Annotated in this window: 20 protein-coding genes; 6 read left to right on the plus strand and 14 right to left on the minus strand. The window is 61.1% G+C overall.

Translation table 11 applies throughout. From position 1 onward, the window contains the following. Position 1 precedes the first annotated feature (1 nt). The 4 genes from V5N12_RS14250 to V5N12_RS14265 all read right to left on the minus strand — a co-directional run bounded on the left by V5N12_RS14250 (position 2) and on the right by V5N12_RS14265 (position 5,209). On the minus strand, positions 2–847 hold the full coding sequence (locus V5N12_RS14250) for an ion transporter (RefSeq protein WP_332899835.1): 846 nt from the start codon (positions 845–847) through the stop codon (positions 2–4). A gap of 42 nt (positions 848–889) precedes the next feature. Next, positions 890–2,077, minus strand: coding sequence for an alpha/beta hydrolase family protein (locus tag V5N12_RS14255; RefSeq protein ID WP_332899836.1), 1,188 nt, complete (start codon positions 2,075–2,077; stop codon positions 890–892). A 133-nt stretch (positions 2,078–2,210) separates the two neighbouring features. Beyond that, positions 2,211–3,533 carry a ferritin-like domain-containing protein gene (locus V5N12_RS14260; protein ID WP_332899837.1) on the minus strand — a complete coding sequence of 441 codons (1,323 nt, stop codon included), beginning with the start codon at positions 3,531–3,533 and terminating at the stop codon, positions 2,211–2,213. Positions 3,534–3,694: 161 nt separating this feature from the next. After that, a complete protein-coding gene (locus tag V5N12_RS14265; RefSeq protein WP_332899838.1) occupies positions 3,695–5,209 on the minus strand; it encodes a phosphoenolpyruvate carboxykinase (ATP) in 1,515 nt (504 codons plus the stop codon). A gap of 297 nt (positions 5,210–5,506) precedes the next feature. Between V5N12_RS14265 and V5N12_RS14270 the strand changes: the two genes are divergently transcribed. Then, positions 5,507–6,646, plus strand: a complete 1,140-nt coding sequence (locus V5N12_RS14270; RefSeq protein ID WP_332899839.1) for an NAD(P)/FAD-dependent oxidoreductase — start codon at positions 5,507–5,509, stop codon at positions 6,644–6,646. Position 6,647: 1 nt separating this feature from the next. Here V5N12_RS14270 and V5N12_RS14275 read toward each other — a convergent pair whose 3' ends face one another. Beyond that, entirely contained in the window at positions 6,648–7,307 is a 660-nt protein-coding gene (locus tag V5N12_RS14275) for a helix-turn-helix domain-containing protein (protein ID WP_332899840.1), read from the minus strand. 141 nt (positions 7,308–7,448) lie between these two features. On the opposite strand from V5N12_RS14275, the gene V5N12_RS14280 reads away from it, so the two are divergent. Beyond that, positions 7,449–9,011 carry a spermidine synthase gene (locus V5N12_RS14280; RefSeq protein WP_332899841.1) on the plus strand — a complete coding sequence of 521 codons (1,563 nt, stop codon included), beginning with the start codon at positions 7,449–7,451 and terminating at the stop codon, positions 9,009–9,011. A gap of 18 nt (positions 9,012–9,029) precedes the next feature. Here the strand turns inward: V5N12_RS14280 and V5N12_RS14285 are convergent, their stop codons facing one another. The 3 genes from V5N12_RS14285 to V5N12_RS14295 form a co-directional block, all read right to left on the minus strand. Beyond that, complete coding sequence (locus V5N12_RS14285; protein WP_332899842.1) at positions 9,030–10,118, minus strand: sulfite exporter TauE/SafE family protein; 1,089 nt, start codon at positions 10,116–10,118, stop codon at positions 9,030–9,032. Positions 10,119–10,446: 328 nt separating this feature from the next. Further along, a complete protein-coding gene (locus tag V5N12_RS14290; protein ID WP_332899843.1) occupies positions 10,447–10,641 on the minus strand; it encodes a cold-shock protein in 195 nt (64 codons plus the stop codon). 343 nt (positions 10,642–10,984) lie between these two features. Then, positions 10,985–13,357, minus strand: coding sequence for an amino acid permease (locus tag V5N12_RS14295; RefSeq protein WP_332899844.1), 2,373 nt, complete (start codon positions 13,355–13,357; stop codon positions 10,985–10,987). 157 nt (positions 13,358–13,514) lie between these two features. Between V5N12_RS14295 and V5N12_RS14300 the strand changes: the two genes are divergently transcribed. After that, the gene (locus V5N12_RS14300; protein WP_332899845.1) at positions 13,515–14,366 is read left to right on the plus strand and encodes an alpha/beta fold hydrolase; all 852 of its coding nucleotides are present in this window, start codon (positions 13,515–13,517) and stop codon (positions 14,364–14,366) included. 74 nt (positions 14,367–14,440) lie between these two features. Here the strand turns inward: V5N12_RS14300 and V5N12_RS14305 are convergent, their stop codons facing one another. Beyond that, complete coding sequence (locus V5N12_RS14305) at positions 14,441–15,550, minus strand: glutamate-cysteine ligase family protein (RefSeq protein WP_332899846.1); 1,110 nt, start codon at positions 15,548–15,550, stop codon at positions 14,441–14,443. Positions 15,551–16,066: 516 nt separating this feature from the next. On the opposite strand from V5N12_RS14305, the gene V5N12_RS14310 reads away from it, so the two are divergent. Together V5N12_RS14310 and V5N12_RS14315 are read left to right on the plus strand one after the other, a co-directional pair. Continuing rightward, positions 16,067–16,915, plus strand: coding sequence for a type II CAAX endopeptidase family protein (locus V5N12_RS14310; RefSeq protein ID WP_332899847.1), 849 nt, complete (start codon positions 16,067–16,069; stop codon positions 16,913–16,915). Positions 16,916–17,150: 235 nt separating this feature from the next. Beyond that, positions 17,151–17,591, plus strand: a complete 441-nt coding sequence (locus V5N12_RS14315) for an NUDIX hydrolase (protein ID WP_332899848.1) — start codon at positions 17,151–17,153, stop codon at positions 17,589–17,591. Between the two features lie 10 nt (positions 17,592–17,601). On the opposite strand, the gene V5N12_RS14320 is transcribed toward V5N12_RS14315, so the two are convergent. Further along, positions 17,602–18,621 (minus strand): deoxyhypusine synthase, encoded by a 1,020-nt coding sequence (locus V5N12_RS14320; RefSeq protein WP_332899849.1) that lies wholly within the window; start codon positions 18,619–18,621, stop codon positions 17,602–17,604. Between the two features lie 87 nt (positions 18,622–18,708). Between V5N12_RS14320 and V5N12_RS14325 the strand changes: the two genes are divergently transcribed. Further along, positions 18,709–18,918, plus strand: coding sequence for a hypothetical protein (locus tag V5N12_RS14325; RefSeq protein ID WP_332899850.1), 210 nt, complete (start codon positions 18,709–18,711; stop codon positions 18,916–18,918). Position 18,919: 1 nt separating this feature from the next. Here the strand turns inward: V5N12_RS14325 and V5N12_RS14330 are convergent, their stop codons facing one another. From V5N12_RS14330 to V5N12_RS14345, 4 genes are all read right to left on the minus strand, one after another. Beyond that, positions 18,920–19,681, minus strand: coding sequence for a Nif3-like dinuclear metal center hexameric protein (locus V5N12_RS14330; RefSeq protein ID WP_332899851.1), 762 nt, complete (start codon positions 19,679–19,681; stop codon positions 18,920–18,922). 221 nt (positions 19,682–19,902) lie between these two features. After that, positions 19,903–20,703, minus strand: coding sequence for an agmatinase (speB, locus tag V5N12_RS14335; RefSeq protein WP_332899852.1), 801 nt, complete (start codon positions 20,701–20,703; stop codon positions 19,903–19,905). Then, a complete protein-coding gene (locus V5N12_RS14340) occupies positions 20,704–21,081 on the minus strand; it encodes a translation initiation factor IF-5A (protein ID WP_332899853.1) in 378 nt (125 codons plus the stop codon). Positions 21,082–21,123: 42 nt separating this feature from the next. Further along, positions 21,124–22,191, minus strand: a complete 1,068-nt coding sequence (locus V5N12_RS14345) for an aminotransferase class I/II-fold pyridoxal phosphate-dependent enzyme (RefSeq protein ID WP_332899854.1) — start codon at positions 22,189–22,191, stop codon at positions 21,124–21,126. Positions 22,192–22,288 lie beyond the last annotated feature (97 nt).

The raw sequence follows: 22,288 nt of genomic DNA on the forward strand, positions 1-22,288 counted from the left end.
CTCACTCCCGCGAGTCGTACTGCTGGTAAATGACGTGCCCGCAGGCTTTGCAGTGGGAGGCGTCCCGGTCGTGGTAAGCAAGCCCACAGTTCTCACAGACGACGTTGACGCGCTCTTTGTACGTCCACTCTTTGATGATGCGACTCGCCTGCCACGGGATGATGGTGATGCCGACGATGATGGCAGAGACCGTCACCCAGCGCCCGGCGTCGGTGATTGGCGTGATGTCCCCGAATCCGACCGTCGTGAGCGTGACGACGACGAAGTAGAAGGCGTCGCCGAAGTTGTTGACCGTCGGGTTCAACTCGTGTTCGAAGCTGTAGAACAGCCCGGCTGAGACGAAGAAAATGGTCAGGACGGTGAGCGCGAGCTTCATCGCCCGCAACGAAGAGAGCGACACCGTGCCGAAGAAAAACTCCTCGTCTGCGGTAAACCGGTAGAAGCGAAGCGCCCGCACCACCCGGAGCACTCGCAGGAAGCCGACGTTGAACACGACGAGGTCGACGGTCGGAAACAAGAAGATGAGCAGCGTGGGGGCAATGGCGAGCAAGTCAATCATCGTGTAGGGGTTGAGCACCTCTGCGAGTCGATTTCGGGCGCTGTAGATGCGAAGCAGGTACTCACCGAGGAAGACGAAGCTGATCGCCACTTCAAGCTGGAACAAGATGGGCATGTACGGCTCTGCGAACGCGTAGGTTTCAAGGATAAACAACGCGATGAAGACGAGAATCAGTGAGAGGAGCGCGACGTCGATGGTCTTCCCGACGAGCGTCTGGTGGTCAACCAGATAGAAGCGAACCCGCTCGCGGGACGTGAGCTCATCGACAGCCGAGGCGTGACCAGCCATACCTGTCTGTAGCCCTGCGAGGGCTAAATAGCATGTTCCCGTTCAGGTGAGCGTCTCGTCAAGCCAGTCGTAGATGACGCCGTGGGCGAGCGGGAGATTCCCCAACTGACAGTGGTCTGCTGCGCCCTCGTGTTCCTCGAACACGCGCAGGGTGGTCGGCCCGGCTATCGCGTCCACGAACTCATAGACGAGCGGGAGGGGAATCAGGTGGTCGTCCTCCCCAGCGAGCGCGAGCGTCGGACAGGTGATTCGATGAGCGACGTCTCTGAGTGAGTAGGCTTTGAGCGTAGAGAGGAGGCCAGCCATGTCCGTGCCGAACACCCATTCTGCGTTCTGCCGTTGCCACCGCGACCCGGCATCGACGCGGGCAGCAAGCGCCGCGACGCCGTTTACGAGCGCACCCGGCAGGTACGTGAACAGGCTTGCAACGGCTTCCTGTCCGTAGGCAGACGCCGCCCAGAGGTCGTAGCAATGGTCGAACGCGATGCACGCCGCCACCCGGTCGTCGAATGCGGCGGCCCGAGGTGCGTAAAAACCGCCCATGCTGACGCCGAGCAGCGCAATGTTCGACGCATCGACGACGGGTTCCGTCTCAAGAAAATCGAGCACCGGCCCGACGACCGTTTCCCACTCCGTTCGCGCCCGCATCGACTCGTATCTGAGCAAGTCGCCCTGTCCGGGGCCGTCGAAGATGAAGCAGGCGTAGCCGCGTTCGAGCGCCGCGGGCACGCCACACAGGAAGTAGAGTTCTTCGGCTATCGAGTCGAAGCCGCCGAGACAGACGAGCGTCGGGCGAGGCTCTTCGCTGTCGTCGGGCGCGAACAGATACCCCGAAATCGCCGTGTCCTCGAAGGGAAGTTCGACCGTTTCGACGGGCGTGTCGAGGAAGTCGAGTGCGGCGCGGAACGTCTCACGGCTGCGGTCGTAGGTGGGCAGGCGTCGCGCGTCGTCACCCGCTAAGAAGAACTCTGCCGTCCGGTAGTAGGTGTGCGCTCGGAAGAACGCGCCGCGGGCGGTCTCGTCGCGTCCCTCGTCACGGGCGCGTTCTGCCTCGCTCGCCACCCGGTCTGCGGTGCGTCGCCACTCGGTGTGCCACGACTCGAACTCGCCCTCCTTGATGCGGTCTGCGGTGGCGAGACACTCGCCGAGCGAACTCCCCTCGTAGGGCGCGTACGCAGTGGCTCTGAGCGTCTGGTAGTCGAACGTCTCGTCGGCAAAGTGGACGCGCATACCGTACCTACACGTCACTGAAGCAAAATGATTCGTGACGGGTTTCGAGAAAAAAGTGGCGACGTGGCGTGGTGGGGGCCACGTCGCCGGAATGGCACACAGGTGGTCGCGGTGGCGACCGGGTCGGGGAGGATTACTCCTCTACGATGAATTGGCCGGCTATTTCAACCACCTCCTCCATGCCTTTTGGCTGGTCGACGGCCTCCGGGAACGGGTTCGCCACGTTGAGTTCGTTCAGGAAACTCGCGTGGCGTGCCTCGACGCTGTGGATGCCCGCGGCGGCCGCGAACACGTCGTCGTTCGAGACGGAGGTTGCTGCGCCCGCGTAGGCCGCAACGCCCGTGTTTTCGAGTGCCTTGCCTACGGCGAGGAACTCAGAAGGCGTCTCGTAGCCGAAGTCGTAGTTCGCTTCTTCGACGGGCGTCCCGCCGAGTTTCTCGATGGTGTCGGCAATCGCCGTCACGTGAGCCGCCTCGTGTTCGCCGATGGCGGCGAGGCGGTCTGGAACCGTCATGCGGAGTTCGTCGTCGTAGTCCGAAAGGACGCTCGCGTTACGGAGTTCGTCCGCGCTGAACGTCTCAAGGCCTTCGCGGTAGAAGACGGCCTCTAAGTGTTCGAGCGTGAGCGCGTAGTTCAGGATGTCCACGTCGCTCGTGCCGTCATCTTCCTTTCGCATCGGCGTCTCCATCGAGTCACCGCGCGCAAGCGCACTGCTGTCGTTCGGGTTCTCAGTGATGAACCCGCCAGCGATTTCGATGACTTCCTCCATCGACTTCGCCTCGTCTACAGCCTTCGGGAACGGGTCTTCGGAGTTGACGAGATTGAGGAAGCTCGCGTGGCGCGCTTCGACGCTGTGGATGCCGAGGGCGGCGGTGAGCACGTCGTTGTTGACGATAGACGGCGCAGCACCCGCGTAGGCCGCAACACCCGTATTTTCGAGTGCCTTGCCAACGGCGAGGAACTCAGAAGGCGTCTCGTAGCCGAAGTTGTACTCGGCTTCTTCGACCGGTGTGCCACCGAGTTTCTCGATGGTATCTGCGATGGCTGAGACGTGAGCTGCCTCATGTTCGCCCGTTGCTTTCAGGTAGTCTGGAACCTGCATCCGGAGAGTCTCGCTGAAGTTGCTCAGCGCGTCGGCCTGCACGAGTTCGTCATCCGCGAACGTATCGAGACCATCACGGTAGAACGCGTTCTCCAGGTGTTCGAGTGTGAGCGCGTAGTTCAGGATAGCAACGTCCGGGTTGGCGTCCATCGAGCCGTCTTCGGTTGTGGTCATGGTGCCGTCAGTCGTCGTCATGCCACCGTCTTCGGTCGTCGTGGTCGTTCCCTCGCCACCGGAGCTGCCGCCCATACAGCCAGCGAGGGCGACGCCGCCGATGCTGGCGATGGTGCCGAGGACAGTGCGGCGCGAACTGAGGGCGCGACGGTCAGTTGGGGTTGGGTCGGAGTCTCTCATAGTGCTGTATCAGAACGGAGCGCGAATCGACACATGAGGGTTTGCCGAACTGTGACACCACTGGGACACCACTCTCACCCAAATTCGTTTGAAACTGGCCGTAATCGACAGCGAATGCTGTCGCTCATCGGTGGGAGAATGGGAGAGATAGAGGAGGAAAGTTAGTAGACGGCGTCGAGAATCGCGTTATCGAGGTCGTCGAACTGCGTCAGGTGGGCGAGGCGCTCGCCGCGCAGGTCGACGTTTTTCTGCTCGAAGTCCTCGACGTGGTCTGGGACGTAGAACTCGGTGATGTCGATGCCCGGCACGTTCGTCGGGATAGTGAGGCCGGTTTGCTCGTCGCGCTCCCAGTCGACGGTTCCGCGAGCGATTTCGCGGAGGATGGTGACGGACTCGGTCACGCCGATGTCCTGTGCGTTCGCGCCGATGTGGCCCGTGTTGAGGACGTAGCATTCGACGCCAAGGTCGGAGACGAGTTCGCGAAAGCGGTTGCCCTCCTCGCCTTTCGAGCCGATGATGAACGGGTTAGTGCCGACGACGCGGATGGACTCGCCTGCTTTCGATGGGTCGCCCGCGCTGGTCTCGATAGACTCACCGAGCATGAACGCGACGGCGGCCTCTTCGGGCGTGAGTTTGGCGACCGGCGGCATCACGGGGTTGCGCGTGATGAAGAACACCTGGTCTACTTCGGGCAGGTCAATGTCTGCGTCTGCGGAGGCGAGTTGGTCGCGGACGATGATGGCCCGCCCGTTGCTGGTGTGGAGGTCGGAGTCGAAGTCAACCGTGCCGTCCGTGTCGACATCGACGTTTTCTAAGATGGCCGAGTCGTGGGTGACGGCGTCGTACATCGCTGGCTGTTCGGCTGCGTCCAAGCCGATGGTTTTGACGAACAGGCCGTTGCCTTCACTGCCTGCGACGGTGCCGTCGGGGAGGAGCGCACACACGTCGTCTTGGAGCATCGAGGCTTCCTCGTCGCCGTCGAGCCAGAGGCCGTGGGCGGTGAGGGTGGATTTACCCGTCGCAGAAAGCCCGAGGAACAGTTGGCCAACGTCGTTCAGGTCGCCGTCGTCGTCTTTGAGCGTGACGCGCTTGCTGCCCGCGTGGAGGCCGAGGCCGCCTGCTTTCTTCGCGTAGTACATGTGCAGGCGGAGGAACGACTTTTTCGCCTCGCCGGTGTAGTCGCTGCCGAGAACCGCGGTGACACCCTCGTCTGGGAGGATGCGAACGGCGATTTCGTCCCACTCTGGAAGCTGGATGGTGACGAAGTCGGGGTCTGCGTCGTCCGCGACGGGTTCGAACAGTTTCGCCCACGCGAGCGCGATACGGGCGAACTCCTTTTGGACGTACAGACGGCATCGGTAGGAGTGGTCTGTGTGTCGGCCCATCAGGCGGTCTACACAAATCATCGCTTCCGTTTCTGCGTAGTCGACGGCCGCATCGAGGTAGGCGTAATCCTCGTCGTCGAACTCCGCGTCAACGGCGTTTTTCGTCTTGTCTGCGTTCCGCGAGCGCTCCTCGCTCACGTAGGACGGCGACCCGAACTCGGTCGTGATTTCGTCTCCGCGCGCAAGCTCGCGGAGTTCGTCGAGCGATGGGTTGTAGAGGACGTTGTCTGCCTCTTTTGGATTCGGAAGTGCTGTTTTGAGCGACTGGGCTGATGTAGCCAGGTCCGTCATTATTCAATCAACAGGAGTTGAACGCTATAACTATACAAGGTTCACGGCCGATATCGTTAGCGAGAGAGTGTGTAACACCCAAATACAACGATTTACAGAGATTGGAAGGTGCGGACTGAATCGACCCGACTCGCGGGAAATCGAACACGATTGTTCGGTAATTTCTGAACGTTTGTGAGCGAAAATCGAGCATTTTTCGAGAATTTCGATAGAATCGGTCGTGTGTGTCACCACCACACACACGAATCGAAATCGCCTTCCCGTAGCGTTTTATTGCATCTCGTCTTGTGTCCACATATGTCACGACGTGACTCCCGTGTGGTCGTCGTCGGAGCCGGCGTCTCCGGGCTGGCCATCGCCCGCGAGTTGGCTCCCGACCACGACGTGTTGGTGTTCGATAAAGGCGGCGTCGCAGCCGATACCTCCTCGCGCGCGTCGGGGATGATTTCACTCTCGCTCGAACCGTTCCCCGACGAGTGGGCGACGTTCGCGCTCTCACAGTTTCGAGACCTCGATGGACACGGCATTTTCTCGTTTACCGACCGCGACACCGTCCGCCTCGTCCCCGAAGAAGACGCAGCAAAGTACACCTACCAGGCACCCGAGGGTGGCGCGTATCTCACGAAAGACGAACTTCGCGCGCGCTACCCCGACGCCTTCGCAGACCTGTCGGCTTACGGCGGGGCACTCCACTACGACGGCACGGGCTACTTAGACGCCCTCGATTACACGATGACGCTCAAGTGGGCCGCAGAGCAAGCGGGCGCAGCCGTGTTCCGCGACCACGAGGTCACCGGCCTGCGCGTCGAAGACGATGCGGTGGTGGGCGTCGAAACCGAGTACGGCCCCATCGACGCAGACCACGTCGTCTACGCGACGGGCTGGAAGACCCGCGACCTACTCGCGGACTACGTCGAACTCCCCGTCAAGCCGCTTCGCTGGAACGCCATCGTGGTCGAACCCGACACGCCGCTTCCCGAAGCTGCCCCGATGGGCTCAGAGCCGACAATGCGCGTCTACTGGCGCACGACCGACCGCGGCGACGTGCTCATCGGCGGCAACGAACACCTCCTCTCAGACCCCGAAGGCACGCCAATGGGCGTCCAAGAGTCGTTTCGAGAGGTGGTGACCGAACGTGTTGCACCTCTGCTCGCGGGGGTCGAAGACGGCGACATCCGCCGCGAGGACTGCTGTCCGACCGCCGACTGCGCCTCGCCCGACGGCCTGCCGATCATCGACGCACCCGCAGAAGTCCCCGATGGGCTCGCGTTCGTGACGGGCCTCCACGGCCGCGGCGTCATGCTCTCGCCCGTGACGGGCCGGGCAGTTCGGTGTCTCGTGACCGGGGAAGACGCCCCGTTCCCGATGGAACCCTTTGAACTCGGTCGGTTCGAAGACCGGTCTCCTGACTTCGAGTACCGAAGCCACTGGGACTGACTCACTCGTCTTCGATGTGGCCGATGACCAGCGTATCTTCGAGGAGCGATTTCATCCCACGGCGAAGGCGCTCTGAGAGCGCTTGATGGGAGACGTCGAACTCGTCTGCGAGGTCTTCGAGCGAGGTCTCACGAGGGATTTCGAAATAGCCCGTCTCGACCGCGCGAATGAGCGTGTCGTACTGGTTCTGGGTGAGTCCGTATCGGCCAACCGGCTCCTCATCGAGCTCTCGAATCGAGTGAACCTCGAACGAGAGGTCTGCCGCTTTTGAGAAATCGACGTTCTGTGAGAACAGCTCTCGGTCCGGATACATCACCCGGAGGTTCCACTGGTCGCCCCGTCCGTAGGCGTTCATCACGGTTGCCTTTGAGTCGGTGAGCATACTGAGCAAGAACTGGATTTTATCGACCCACTCCATGCGATAGAGAAATTCGTCACCCAAATCAGCGAGCAGTGTAACCGAATCGACGCTGTCGTCTTCTGCCAACAGCGTCTCTAACCGGTCTTTGTCGACGCCGTGAAACCAGACGAGCGGCATGACGCTTTCTTTGCCGCTCTGGACGATTCGCTCGACATTGACTTCGATAGGGAGGTCAGACCGCAGCACATGGGCGAGCGCGAGTTCGGTTGCGGGAATCGAACCCCGCACAATGACGACCATAGGTCACCGTATCTTGCAGCCGAGTTATACGTACTTGCCACACCTCGCTTCGGATGACAGTTGCAGAGTCCGGAACACGATGATTCAGGACGTGTCTAGTAGCTGTATCCTTTAATGCCACGCTGCGCGTAGGACACAGGAATGGCCCCGCTTCGAACCCGGTTGCCGCCCCCACCCGCCAAGCCCGAATTGGCGGTGTTCGCCTCCGGCATGACCAGTATGGGATTAGAGATTCTCGCAGGCCGCATGATTGCGCCACAGTTCGGGAGCAGTATTTTTACGTGGGGAAGCATCATCGGCGTGTTCCTCGCGGCGCTCAGCCTCGGCTATCTGCGCGGCGGCGCTTCTGCGGCCTCGCGTGCCTCACACAATCGGTTGGTGCGACTGTTGCTCGGAACCGCCCTCTACGTCGCGGTGGTGATTTTCGTTGGAGACACGCTGTTGCGGGCGTCTACGGCGTTCCCGCTCCCGAGTCGATTCGCGTCGCTTCCGGCCATCATCCTGCTGTTTGCACCCCCGACCTACCTGCTCGGGTTCATCAGTCCGTACGCGGCAGAACTCTCCGATAAACAGAGCACTGGGGCCGCCTCGGGGCGGGTGTACGCGATTGGGACGGTCGGCAGCATCCTCGGTGCGTTCGGCACGACGTTCCTCCTCATCCCGTCGCTTTCGATTACCCAAATCGGCCTCGTCCTCGGCCTGATCGCCGTCGGAACGGCCGTCCTCATCGCCCGTCCGGGGATGACGACCGACCAAGCGGTGGGCAGCGCGGCGGTCGCGCTCCTGCTCGTCGCAGCCGCCGGAAGTGGCCTTGCTGGGTTAAGCATCGAAGGACAAATCGTCTACCAGACACAGACGCCGTATCAAGAGTTACAGGTCATTGACTTAGGCGACACGCGGACGCTCTATCTCGACGGCCAGCGCCACAGCGCGATGGACCTCTCTGACCCCAATCGCCACGTCTTCGGCTATACGCGCTACTTCCACCTTCCCCTGTTGATGAACGACGACATCGACAAGGTCCTGTTCATCGGCGGCGGTGGCTTCACCGGCCCCAAACGCTTCGTCGCTGACTACAACGTGACCGTCGACGTCGTCGAAATCGACCCGGAGGTCATCTCGGTCGCAAAAGAGTACTTCGCGGTCGAAGAATCCGACCGACTTCGCATCCACAACATGGACGGCCGCCAGTATCTCAGACAAACGAACCAGACGTACGACCTCATCGTCTTAGACGCCTACCAGAAGGACAAAGTGCCGTTTCAGTTGACCACAGAAGAGTTCATGCAACTGGCAGAAAGCCGCCTGAGCGACGACGGCATCCTGTTTGCCAACATCATTTCAGCGCCACAGGGGGCTGCCTCACAGTTCTACCGGTCTGAGTACAAAACCATCGACGCCGTGTTCCCGCGGGTGTACAGCTTCCCGACAGTCGATGCCACGGTCATCCAGAACATCGAAATTATCGCAACCAAAAACGGGACGCTCATCACCCGCGAGGAGTTGCTCGCGCGGAACACCGAACGCGACATCGGCATCGACCTCAGAAGCGAGATACGGAACTACCGCGCAACGGAGAACACGGCCGATGTGCCGCTGCTCAGAGACGGCCAAGCGCCGATTGACAGCCTGCTCGACCCGCAGGTCGACCAGCGCTACGTGATTCAAGAGACGAATCGGACGAACGCGACGGCGACAGGCTAAAAAACGGCGTGACGGCGGTTACAGACCGCCCACGGAGATGAGGAACAGCGCAACCGAGATGGCGGCGAACAGCACGCCAACACCCTTTTTGATGACGTCCGTGTCGAGCCGCGAGGCGACGTACGGTGCGATTTGGCCGCCGGTCACGGTTGCGGGAACCGTCCAGACGACCATGTTCCACGGTGTTGAGGCGAGGTCCATCGCGTGTCCGCCGATCAGTCCGCCACCGAAGACGTGGACGAGCGAGGCGAGGACCGCCGTCAGCGCGACGACGATGTGGTTCGTGCCGATGGCGACTTTCACGGGAATCTCAGAGCGGAGCATCGAGATGATGCCGAGTTCGCCAATCCCGAAGCCTGCGAGGCCCTGGAACACGCCACCGATGCTGTAGTTGCCAAAGCGTTCGAGATACCCAGAGCGCTTATAGCGGAAGGTGTTGCCGTCGCGGTCGACGCGGGTTACGGTGCCGTCGTCGGTGACCGTGACACCCGCCGGGCCGAGCTTGTCGTCGTCGTCGGGGAGGTGCGTGCCACCGTCTGCACTGACCTCGGCGTCTACGTCTGCGTGCGCGCCATCCGGCTCTTCGTGGCTCAAGTCTGCTTTGAACAGCAGATACGCCGCAACAACGAGCGCGACGCCGAGCAGGAACTGAAAGATTGGCTCTGGAATCACGAACGACAGGAGTGCCCCGCCGATGACGAACGGCACGGAGCCTCCAACGAGCGTGAGCGCGAGTCTGCGGTCTACGAGTCCGTACTGGATAAACGCGAGTGCGGAACTCGACAGGCCAAAGGACTCACTGATGAGGCCAATCTTCACGATGGTTTCCGGTTCCAATGGGAACGCGAACACCGGGAAGATGAAGATGAGAAACGGCACGAACAGCGCCGAACCGCTGATGCCGACCGTGTTCACAATCGTCGCTCCGAGGATGAAAAACGGGAACAGCCACCAGTATTCGAGCCAGTAGCTCGTCCCCGCATCCGCGGGGGTCGGAGCGGCGAAAACCACTCCGAGGATGAACAGGACTGGTGCGGCGAACACCAGAACGTGTTGGTACTTGAGGAAGGTTCGCTTGAGTGTGCTTGCGTCCGGAGCCTCGCTCATGTCGGTGCTCGGGAGCCAATGGTTCAGCCCTAAAAGAAGTTTCCTTTGAGAAGTGGCAGAATTCGCCTATTGAGGGGGTGAACAGCCGGAATTCGGACGAACTATCATGTAAAGTTCGGGGTGAAAAGCGTACCCATACCACGCCAGAATCGAGGGAGAAACCGGGCGAGATTACCGGTCAACACTGACGAGAGCGATACCGGCTTGCTGCTCGCCAGTGGCCGGTGCGGAGATACGACCCGCGACGAACGCGGTTGCTCGCGGTGTGTGGTGTTCGTAAAGAAACGAAGTGTTTTGCTGTCGCCCGAGGGCGACTGAGAAATCCGATTTACGCGCGAACGATGTTCGTTGCGCGTGGGCCCTTTGGGGCCTGTTCGATATCGAATTCGATTTCGGTACCTTCCGTAAGGTCCTCACCGCCGACATCTTCCATGTGGAAGAAAACGTCGTCGTCAGACTCGTCCGTCGCGATGAAACCGTAGCCGCCCGTGTCGTTGAAGAAATCAACTTTACCGTTTGCCATTACAACTCAACAAAGACCGACCACACGGATAAGGGTTGTGTATTTGTACGTAAAATTCGAGTTTTGCTGGACAAATATACTGTGGGGAGGAGTTTTTGCGGAATTTTAGCCAGCATCTCGAGAGAATTTCGAGATCGTGTCCGTTTCATCACATTGGCAGTCGGGTTCTGTGGTATCCCCAGTTCACGAACTGTGCGAGGTGCGCCAACAGGCCACACAGATACTCTCGCACTGGTTTGGCAGGCAGGAATCGGCCCACTGAAGCCGGTCGGTCAGAAGCAATTTGCACCGCAATTACTGTCCGTTCGTGCACCCCACCCTAACTTCTCGACATACCCGCGTGTTACCGACGGCCAAGGAGATCACCGAGACGAGAGGAGACGTCCAACTTCCGTTTGGTCATGATGACGGTGGTGGGAATGCGTTGTCCGATGGCTTCTGGCACCGCGCCGAACAGGAGGCGTTGGAAGAACCCCTCGCGCGTCGCGCCGATGATGGTGAGGTCGTGGTTTTTCGCCTCGGTAACGATGCCTTCGACGACATCGGCGTTCTCTACAAGCAGCGTTTCGACCGGGGTGTCCTCGAAAGTCGCCGCGGCGGCCTCTAGCAAGGCGGTGGCCCGCTCGCGCTCTTCTGCATCGGCGCGCGGGTCGATGACGTAGATGACGCGCGTGACCGCGCCCGTGGCGTGTGAGATGGCACGCGCAGTCTCTGCGGCGAGGTGCGCGTGTGGCCCGCCCGCGGTTGGGAGTAAGATTGAATCGACCTGTCCGTCCGCTCGCGGGCCGATTTTCTCGACGTACACGTCACAGTCTGCGTTCGTGATGACGTCATCGACGGTCGAGCCGAACACCACGTTCCGCCGATTCGACCAACTGCCCCGCCAACCGACGATGACGGCGTCACTCTCGTTCTGGCGAATCGTGTTGAGAATCGCGTGGGCGGCGTCGTGACTGACGCGAACCACTCCGCTCGCCGGGACGCCCCACTCGGCTGCGAACTCGATTGCGCGCACCAACACCGCCCGGCGCTGTTCTGCCAACCCACGGCCGCTCGAAAGCGGTGTCTGATGGGGCACGGTGACCGCGCTGACCACGAACACCTCGCCGTCGTTTTCAGCCGCGAGCGTACACGCGGTGCGCATCAGCTGTTCGATGTTCGCAGGGTTGGCGATGGGGACGACCACTTGGTAGCCGCGTTCCGGTCTCGCTGCGGTGTAGTCTGCGATTGCGGTGGGCGTTTCTGCCTCAATCCGCTCGATAGACGGTGCGCTGCCGATGACGGCGAACCAGAGGCCAACGCCGATGAATTCTGCAACGAGGCCAATGGCGAAGCTCCGCGGTTCGACGTTTGCGAGCAAGACGAGGTTTGCGGCGATGGCGAGCAGCGGCACCCACGGCGCTGCAGGAACTCGAAAGGGTCGCTCGATGGTCGGGAACTTGCGTCGAGAGGCGATGATGGCGACGTTCACGATGGTCAGCCCGGAAAGGAGCAGGAAGTTCGCAAACCCAGCGAGCGTTTCGAGACCGAGGTGGAGGCCAAACGGTGTGGTCGCGGTTTCGCTCCCCGGTACGCCACCGAAGATGACGGTGAAGATGACGACGTAGATGAGGATGAACCCGCCCGTGAGCATCACCGTCTTATATGGCGTGTTGAGCCGCGGGTGGAGTTCCTCAAACTGCGCCGGGAGGTGGTCGCGCCGGGCCATCGCCAGTTTCACGCGCGAGCCGGCCATAATCGTCGCGTTCGCCGCAGACAGCATCGAGAACAGCGCGCCGACGATGATGACGTAGAAGCCAACGCTCCCGAGGTAGTACTGGGCGGCAAGTCCCATCGCCACCTCGCCGTTTTGGCCCACGAAATCGCGGGCGGCCTCGTTGCCACCCAAGGTGAGTTGGTCAGAAAGGAACGACAGGAACCCAACATCGTTTACGGCAATCACGATGACGAGGACGACGAGCGTGTAGATGAGCGTGACAAAGCCCATGCTGAAATAAATCGCGCGGGGAACCGTCCGAGCGGGCGACTGGATTTCCTCTGCGTTCGTCGCGATAGCCGAGAAGCCAAAGAAGGTGATGAACACGAGCGCACTGGTCAGCCCGATGTCCCTGACGTGGGTGATGTTTTCTGCCATCGACGCCGTGATGGTGCTCGAATCGATTGCCTGCAGCCCGCCGTAGAGAAACAGCACGATGAGCACGATTTTGAGGGCGGTCACGACGATTTGGAAGGTGTTCGACTCCTCCGTCCCTTTGAGGTTAAGCCCGACGAGCAAGAGGAGGATGACGACCCCGGCGACCCAGAACGGGATTGCTTGGGGGATGTTGAGCACTGGATAGATGAAGCGGAAAAACCACTCCGAGAAACTGGCGAGATAGAACGCCGCACTGGCTGGATAGCCGAGAATCATCGTCCAGCCCATGATGTACGTGAGGTCGGTGTCGAACGTCTCTGCGACGTACATGTAGCCGCCGCCACTCTCCGGATAGATTGAGGAGAACTCACCGTACGCGGCGGCGGTAAAGGCTGCGACGACCGCAGCAAGCAGGAACGCGACGATAGCGGCGGCTCCGACCTTGCTCACCGCTAGCCCGGAAAGAACGAAAATACCCGCCGCAATCATCGTTCCGATGCCGATCGCAGACGCCCCAATGAACCCGATTTGACGGTCAAGCTCCTCCTCAACCACTCTCTCGGGCGTAGATTCCTGACTCATGGCACTCGTCGTCTGGCTACCGGTGATAGCCAACGTGAAGAATACCCAGTAGTACGAACCCAGAGTATAGATAGATTCTGTGACGTTTTTCACCGGTACGCTGTTTGCAGCGAGCGGGTCAACAACGGCTATTGCGCCGGCACGCGTAGTCGAAGAGATGACACCGCCCCACGCAGAGCCACCCGAGGGCCACGCCACGCTCAACACGGGCTACGTGACTGTGGGTGGCACTCGCCTGTTCTACCGAACCGCCGGAAGTGGTACACCACTCGTTTTCGTGCATGCGGGCGTCGCGGACAGCCGCCTGTGGAACGAGCAACTCGACACGTTCGCTGCGGACTACCGCACCCTCGCCTACGACCTGCGCGGGTTCGGCCGGTCGGAACTCCCGCCAGCACCCTACGCCCATTACCGCGACCTCGCTGCCGTGCTCGACGCGCTCGATGTCGAAGCTGCGCATCTCGTCGGCGCGTCGATGGGCGGGGCGGCCGCCCTCGATTTCACCCTCGACCAACCCCATCGCGTCAGGAGCCTCACCCTCGTCGCACCGGGGTTAAGCGGGTACGAAGTCCACGACCCGGATCTCCGCGCCCGCTGGGGCGAAGTCGAAGCGGCCTTCGAGGCAGGCGATTTCGAGCGGACGGCGACCATCGAGAGCGAGATGTGGCTCGCCGGGCCATCGCGCGCGCTCGATGCGGTGGATGAAGCGAGTCGAGAACTGGTTCGGAAGATGCTGCTCCAGAGCTACGAACTGTCCACCGACAACGCGAACGAATCGGAGGGCGAGCCGCCAGCGATTGGCAGATTGGGTGACGTTTCGGTGCCCGTATTACTGATTTCGGGCGCACTTGATGCGCCAGTCATGGCAGACATTGCGTCGGTGTTGGAAGCGGGCTTGGCGGATGTGCAGGTTGAAGTTATTGAAGGGACGGCGCATCTGCCGTCACTGGAGAAGTCTGGGGAGTTCAATGCGTTGTTGCGGTCGTTTTTAGAGCGAGTCTCGCTGTAGCCAGAGGGCAACCCCAGAGGAAAATCTTGTGCAGGGATGCAGACAAAATGGTGGCGGAGCAACTCCCCGCATTGTCAGTCGATATCGACCGACCGGTGACGGACCTCTTGTTCGAGCAGGTCGGCACACTCCAGTCGTCGGTTCCGGGCCGCCTCGGCGGTGATCGTCGGCCCGTCGTCGACGTGCTCGGTGAGCGGGTCGTACGCCGCGATATCGAATCCCATCCGTTCGAGGTAGCCACGGACCGCTTCAGAGTCGAGACCGTCCTCGATGGCGTCGTCGACGTATTCGAGGACAGTGTCGAAGGACGGGAGGACAACCTCCGCCTCGGTCCACCGGCCGGTCTCGCCCTCGATACGCACCTCGCCGTCGCGGACGGTGGCGGTCACGTCAGCCAACCGGTCGGCCAGCTGGACGACATGGCCCGGCAGTGCCGCGTCTGGCGAGCGCCATTCGACGGTACCGAACTGCTTGCGGAACTGAACCGGTGTCCAGACCGCGCTCTCTGGGTCGAAATTCGCCTCGACGGTTGCCCGGTCGATACCCGCGTCCAGCGTGGCGGCGACGAACTCCTCGTAGCGACGCTCCAGACGGCGCGTCCACTCTCGCTTGTCGTCGATGTACGACCACAGCAGTCCCTGATGTGGCATGCTGTCGTACGCCTTCCGTCGGTACAGTTTCGAGCGCGCGCCCGTCGCCAGCCGTTCTCCCAGGTAGTATGGCGAGGAGTTGACCAGCGCCAGCGCTGGATCGAGCGCGACGAACGCGTTCATCTGGTCGACCTCGTGCCCGGGTTGCTGTTCTACGTGTATGTGCGTCCCGGCACAGTGGCGGACGTATTCGAAGTCCCCGCCGACCACCGCGTTTTGGATGCGCGTGCGTTCGCTGGGTATCTCGGTGACCTCCTCGCCAGCCAGCGGCGTCGCCAGTGGGACAAGTCTCTTGCCAGCCGCTTCGGCCCGGTCGAGTACCACTCGCAGCTGCGCGAACAGTTCCTCGCGGAGTTGCCTCGTCGTTTCGCAGGGCGTCGTCTTGATTTCCAGCAGCGGGCGGACGAACTCCCGTTCGACCCTGGAAGACGCCGACACCAGTTCGCCCGGCTCGGTCAGTTCCCCCTGCTTGTCTACGACCCAGTATTCGACCTCGATACTCCGCCGAATCGGTTGTGGAGTGTGTGATGGCACGATAGAGACCAGTCAGGTTGAACGGCCTTCCTCGCGTGGTCCACCGTCGCTACACCCCACCCACAAACATATGCTAACAATTGACACGGTTGCATGTAGTGACGGTGGTCGTTAATAAATAGTTTCTGTGTGTAACCCCTGATATAGGGTATTAATAAATACATTTATCCCATTATCGCTGTCTGACAAGTAGTTTATAGGGAATTGTCGAGGAAAATAGCTCATTTGTCCAGACCGACTCTCAGCAGGAAACGCGCCTGTGTATCGTCGTGTTCGAACAAGGGATTGACGAGGCGGTGCTTGAACTCGACAACCTGCCAGAACAAAACGGGCGAGAGTATATAGCTAGAAAACAACTCCCGGCACTCACGACTCGCACGCAATCCAGAGAAGGGACGGAATCATCTCAGAATTACGAGCGTGGCACGCATTTTTCGAGGAGGGTACCGAGTGGCTTGGATGCGACCAAACCGCCGCGCGCAGCAGTTATAAGCTCTCAGTAGTCGAACTAGCGGTGTGAAAGCCGGTGCCCTATCAGCCGACTCTGCCGATGTCGGATGGCGAGGGATTGTCGCGTTCCTCGTGCTCACATTCGGGTTCTCGTGGGGGATGTGGGTGCCACAAGCACTTGTCGCCGAGGGGGTCCTCGAAAGTGTTCCAACGCTCCCCAGTATCGGCGCGTTTGGCCCGACCCTGGCCGCGTTCGTCCTCGTAACGTATGCGAACGGGGTCGGTGGAGCAAGGCATCTCGCAAGGCGAGCCGTGCAACTGGATTTCCCGAAGCGCTGGCTCACCCCGACACTCGTTCTCGCACCAGCAATCGTGTTGCTCTCGCTTGGGGTGGCAATCGTGACCGAGACGGTGCCGTCATTCCCGTGGGCCGGGAACCTCCTCATCCTCCCCATCGCATTCGTGGTCATCCTGTTGTTGGGTGGCCCCGTTCAGGAGGAGTTCGGCTGGAGAGGATACCTGCTCGGGCCGTTGCAAGCACGGTTTTCTGCACTCGGCGGTGGGATTGCGGTGGGACTCATCTGGGCACTCTGGCACGTCCCGCTGTTCTACATCCCGAGTGAGACGATTTACTATCAGAGCTCGTTCGTCGGGTTCACCGTCTCGATAACCCTGCTCTCCGTCCTCATGACGTGGGTGTACAACAACACGAACGCGAGCCTCCTGCCCGCACTGCTCTTCCACGCGACGTGGAACTGGTCACAGGGGATGTTTCCAATTCTCGAATCCGACCCTGCAAGCCTCACGATGGTCGTCCTGCTCGTCGTTACGACCGGCGCAATCGTCGCGTACTGGGGGCCACGTAGGCTTCGGCGTGGTGGCGATATTGTGGCTACTCATCCGTCTGAAGGATAGGGTTCTGTGAGATGGCACTCGGTGGCTGTTATTGCGGTTTTCAGAGGCTAACTTGTTGGTGAGATGTGTTGGTTAGAAAGCAGGCCTCGGCACTCATAGGGCTCCGCATCACCAACTGCCTAGGTTGGTTCGGAGTCGGTGCCTCGTCATTGGCCACCTGCAGTTATCCAGCGAACGAGCAAGTCAGTTTTCTTCTGGGGAACATTTTTCGAGGCGACCTGAGAACCAGCGAGCGATGAGCTGGCGCAAGATTCGGCCGGTGGTGCTCGGACTCGTGCGGCGAAACGACGAGGTGCTCGTGGGACGGGGGTACGACCCCGAGTCGGACGAGGTGTTCTGGCGGCCGCTCGGCGGTGGGATGGAGTTTGGCGAGCGAAGCGAGGATGCGGTCTGTCGGGAGTTCAGAGAAGAGTTGGACGTGGAGTTGGAGAACGTGGAGTTCCTCACGCACATCGAGAACCGGTTTTCGTTCGACGGTGAGCGGGGACACGAGATTGCGCTGGTCTACGAGGCGGACGTGGCCGACGACGAGGTGTACGAGCGCGAGGCGATGACCGGCTACGAAGAAGAATTAGACGAGGAGTTCGAGGTGCGGTGGCTGCCGGTTTCTGAGTTTGAGGAGGGTGAGCGCATCCTCTATCCCGAGGAGCTGTGTGACATGGTAAAAGAACCGTAAAAGATCGAGTTCAGTCCTGTTGAATCTTCTCGCGTGCGCCTGCAACCACGAGTGGAAGCGTAATCGTCGCGTCTGCGTACACCGAGACGTTTCGCGCGGCTTTCTCCAACTTGCCCCACGAGCGGGCTTCGTCGAGCGTTGCCCCGGAGAGGCCGCCCGTGTTCGGCGCGTCCATCGTGAGTTGGACGGCGTAATTGTAGGCGTCGGGGACGACTAGCATCGTCTGGAGGACGAAGTTCTTCGGGACGCCGCCGCCGACGACCATCGCGGCCGCCTGCTCTGCGTCGAAGGCGATGTCGGTGAGGCCGGTCATGTCCGAGAGCGCGTCGAGGCTGAACTCGTTGACCTGCGAGTACATCCACGCCTGCAAGCCGAGCACGGAATCTTGAATCGCGGGGACGTAGATTGGCACGTCGTTCTCGTAGGCGGCGGCAGCGATACCTGCGTCCTCCTCGATGCCCTCGCGTTCGTTGACCTCGGCGTTCGCGCGGCCGAGTTCTTCGGTGAGTTCCTGAATGGTCACCGTCCGGTCGATGTTCGGGAACACTTCGGAGCGGAGGTGGCCTTCAAAGGCAGTAAAATGCTCCTGGGGGAGATAGACGTTGTAGATGCGGTCGACCCACTCGTCGCGGAGTTTCTCGTCGAAGTCGCGTGGGGTGGATTCGCCGTCATGGTCGCGGCCGTGGTGGTGCTTGCCGCCGATAGCCTCGATGGCGTCGTGGGTGAGGTTCGCGCCGGTCGTCACGAGCACGTCAATGTGGCCGTCGCGGATGAGGTCGGCCACGAGGTTTCGCATCCCCGTGGGAACCATCGCGCCTGCGAGGCCGAAGAAATTGGTCACGTCATCGTTGCCAATCATCTCAGCGTAGATGTCCACGGCTTCGTGGAGGTCTGCTGCGCCGATTCCGGCGTGACCGTACTCGGAGACGAGCTCGCCAACGGTCATGCCCGCCCACACGTCGGTGTGGCCGATTGGGTCGTGGTGGAACTCCTCTCTGGGTGGGAGTTCGTGATCTGCGTCGTCGCTCATTGTCACAGGGTGTGGGTTGCGAGGGTTTGAACGGCGCGGTCTGTGGCGGCTACAACGCTTATGGGATGGTAGCAAGACTCATGCAATATGGCACCTGCCGCCCTCCCGTTGTCGGTGCTCCCGCCTGCCCCCGACCTGTTCCTCATCGTGCTGTCGGGCGTGGTGGTCTTTGGCATCCCGCTCGCCGTCGGCCTCGTGTTCATGCGCGGCGTCGATGAGGAGCGAACCCTCCCCGATGAGTCTGTCCACGACTTAGAACAGCAGATAGACCACCTCGAATACGGCCGCAATCCGTAGGCTAGAGTCCCGTCGGTTCACCGATGAACGTCGTCTCCAGTCCCCACTGTTCGGTGAGGCTCTGGAGCGCACGCACCCCGAACGTCTCGGTTGCGTAGTGGCCAGCAAGCACGACGTGGATGCCCGCTTCCTTCGACTCGTGGTAGGCAGGCTGCTTCCCCTCGCCCGTGATGAGCGCGTCTACGCCCACCGCTTCTGCTTCCGGGAGCCAGTCGGTTCCGCTCCCGGTGATGATGCCGATATGCTCGATTTCCTCCGGGCCGTGGTCGAGTATCTGCACGCCCTGCCCACCGTTGTCGAGGCCAACGAGTGCCTCTCGGAGGTCAGTCACGGAAAGCGGGTCGGGAGCCGTCCCGCGAAGCCCGATGTATTCTGCAGCCTCCGCACCGAATCGCTCGCGGTCTTCGAGCGCAAGCAAGTCTGCGATACCGGCGGCGTTGCCGAGTTCTTCGTGCCCGTCAAGAGGGAGGTGTGAGGCGTAAAGGGCGATGTCGTTCTCCACGAGCAGGCGAATGCGCTCGTAGGTCGCGCCGGTCACGCGCTCGATACCGCCCCACGAGAGGCCGTGGTGGACGACGAACATGTCCGCCCCTTCGTCGGCCGCAGCTTCGATGGTCGAGACGGCGGCGTCCACGCCGAAGGCGACGGTTGAGACGTCCTTCTCTTCGGGGCCGACCTGCAATCCGTTCGCGCTCACGTCGAACGCGTAGTCTTCGGTGCGAAGGCGCTCATCGTAGCGCGAGACGAGGTCAGTGAGTTTCATGGATTCAGATTAGCCACCAACGTTAAGAAATGCGGCGATGATAAAGCGACTACCCGCCTTCGCGGGTCGGACAACGGAGTTGATTCCCAATGGGTAAATTCCGCAAAGCCGCATTCGTTTGGCGTCGGTTACCTCGACGAACAAAGAATCGGATTGTCCGAACAGCACGGGGACTCGCACGCCGGGTGACTCCCGGGTCATAGCCGGCCACGTTCCCGTTTTTAGGCCGAATCGGCGTGTGAGAAGACGAATTCTCTGCACAGTTTCGCCCCGAGCGTCGCCGCCTGCCCGTCGTCTCGGTCGTTCACCTCAACCACGTCGAAGCCGACGGCATGGGGGGCGACCGCTCTAACAACATCACGCATCTCACGCGGTGTGAGGCCGTACGGTTCCATCGTCCCCGTCCCCGGGGCGAAGCCGGGGTCTGCGGCGTCGATGTCCACACTCAGATAAACCGCACCGTCGCCCTCGTACGTCCACTCGGCCACGTCTTCGGGGGGAATTACGGTCACGTCGCCGTCTGCGGCGCGCTCCCACTCGGCTTTGTTGCCCGTTCGCGCGCCGAGGATGACGGCCTCGTCTGCGACTTCGAGGGCGTGGCGGGTGACGGTCGCGTGGCTGAGTGGGTTTCCAGCATATTCCTCGCGGAGGTCAAGATGGGCGTCGAGACAGACGAACGTGTCGGGGGCGGTTGCTCGCACGCCCGCCACGGTCACCGTGTGCTCACCGCCAAGGAGGATGGGAAGCGCCTCGTCACGCTCGATATCGGTAACCATCCCCTGTAAGAAGTTGAGGTAGTCAGCCGCGTCGTCCCACGCGTGGAGGTCGCCCTCGTCTGCAACCTGCAAGTCAGTAAAATGCGCGTCCGTCCGGTGGTCGTAGTCGTCAAAGTTCTCCGCGTACTGCCGGATGCGTCCGGGGCCGAATCGGGCCCCCGGCTGGAACGAAGTAGAAATGTCAAGCGGCGCGCCGAGAATGACGTACGAAGCGTCGGTGCGAGAAGCCAGCGCGCCCGGGAACATTTAGATAATTTTGCGCTGGTCGTCCATCTCGAGGTATTCGATTTCGTCTTCCGGCGTCAGCGTCTTGTCGCCGGGAACCTTGATGGAGAAGGTTTCGTAGGTATCGAGGTCCATGACCTGAGCGACGTCGGAGCTTTCGACGCTCACGACCTGTCCCTGTTTTCGCTCGATAATTGGAATCCAGACTTTTGCGTCGACTGGCTGGGAGAAGCTACGCTTTTTGCTGTCGAAGACGCCCTTCCCCTCGACACGGGCCTTTGCACTGCCGTGCTTGCCGGGCTTTGCCGTGCTGTAGGAAGTGATGAGACACGGAACGTTGTTGATCATTACGTAGCTACCTTCCTGGAGGTCGCGGACCTCGCCTTGTTGCTTCGCCATGTGTCTGCTTTTTCCACGAGACTGTATAAACGGTTTGGAACGCTATTCGTGCCGCCGGAGACAGGTTTCAAGCCGTGAGAGGCCCTCTCGCAACTCCGCCGTGGGCAACCCAAATCCCAGTCGAAATCGGTCTGGATAGCCAAAGAACTCACCCGGCGCGAGCACGACGCTCTCTTCTCCCACGACCGCCCGACAGAACTCCTTTCCGCTCGAAAACGCGTCGGGAATCTCGATAAACGCGTTCACGCCAACCGGTTCGAACCACGACAAGTCCCACGCATCGACGAACTCTGCGACGAGCGCACGGTTCGTGGCGGCAATCTCGCGGCTCTCTGCGAGCAGTTCGTCTTCGCGCTCGAACGCTTGCCGGGCGACGTGTTGGCCGAACTGGGAAGGCGAGATGGTCGTGTAATCTTTCCAGTGCCACGCCGCTTGCACGACCTCTGGCGGGCCGACAATCCACCCAAAGCGCAGGCCTGCGAGGCCGTACGCCTTCGAGAGGCTGGCCGTGCTGATGGCGCGTCGGCCGAGGCTCGCCGCTGGCGGGTGCGGATTCTCTGCGAGCAGCCGGTAGACTTCGTCTACGAGCAGGTAGGCGTCGTGTTCGACGGCGAGGTCGTACAGCGCAGCCATCGTCTCCGCGTCGTGGTATTTCCCCGTGGGGTTGTTCGGGTTGTTGACGACGATGAGGCGAGTGTCCTCGCGAATTGCCTCGGCGACGGCGTCCACGGAGAGTTCCCACGTCGGCGCGTCGAGTTCGACCGTCGTCACCTCGCCAAAGGCGTCCGGAATCGCATGAAGTGACTGATAGGTGGGCGTGACCGTCACCGCGTGGCCGCCCTGTCCAAGGAGGGCAAGGAACACGAGGAAGTTCGCCTCCTGTGCGCCACAGGTGAAGATGACTTCGTCCACGCTTCGGTCGTAGCGGGCGGCGAGCTGTTCGCGCAACTCCTCGTCGCCGTTGGTCGGGATGACGTACCCGAGTTCCCCGGGGTCGGTGTCGAATCGGCTCGCCGGAAGCGACCGAATCCCGCTCTCTGCGAGCATGATGTCGGCATCCGCTTCGTACCGGGCGAACCAGCGTTCGAGGCCGAACGAGTCGATTTCCATACCCAGAGTAACAGCCGAGTCGGAGAAAAGTAACGGGGTTTGGCCAAGCGTTTTTAGCCAAAGGCGCGGCCAGCGACGCCATGTCCTGACTGACAAC

The sequence above is a fragment of the Haladaptatus sp. CMSO5 genome, from assembly GCF_036689885.1.
Lineage (GTDB): Archaea > Halobacteriota > Halobacteria > Halobacteriales > Halococcaceae > QDMS2.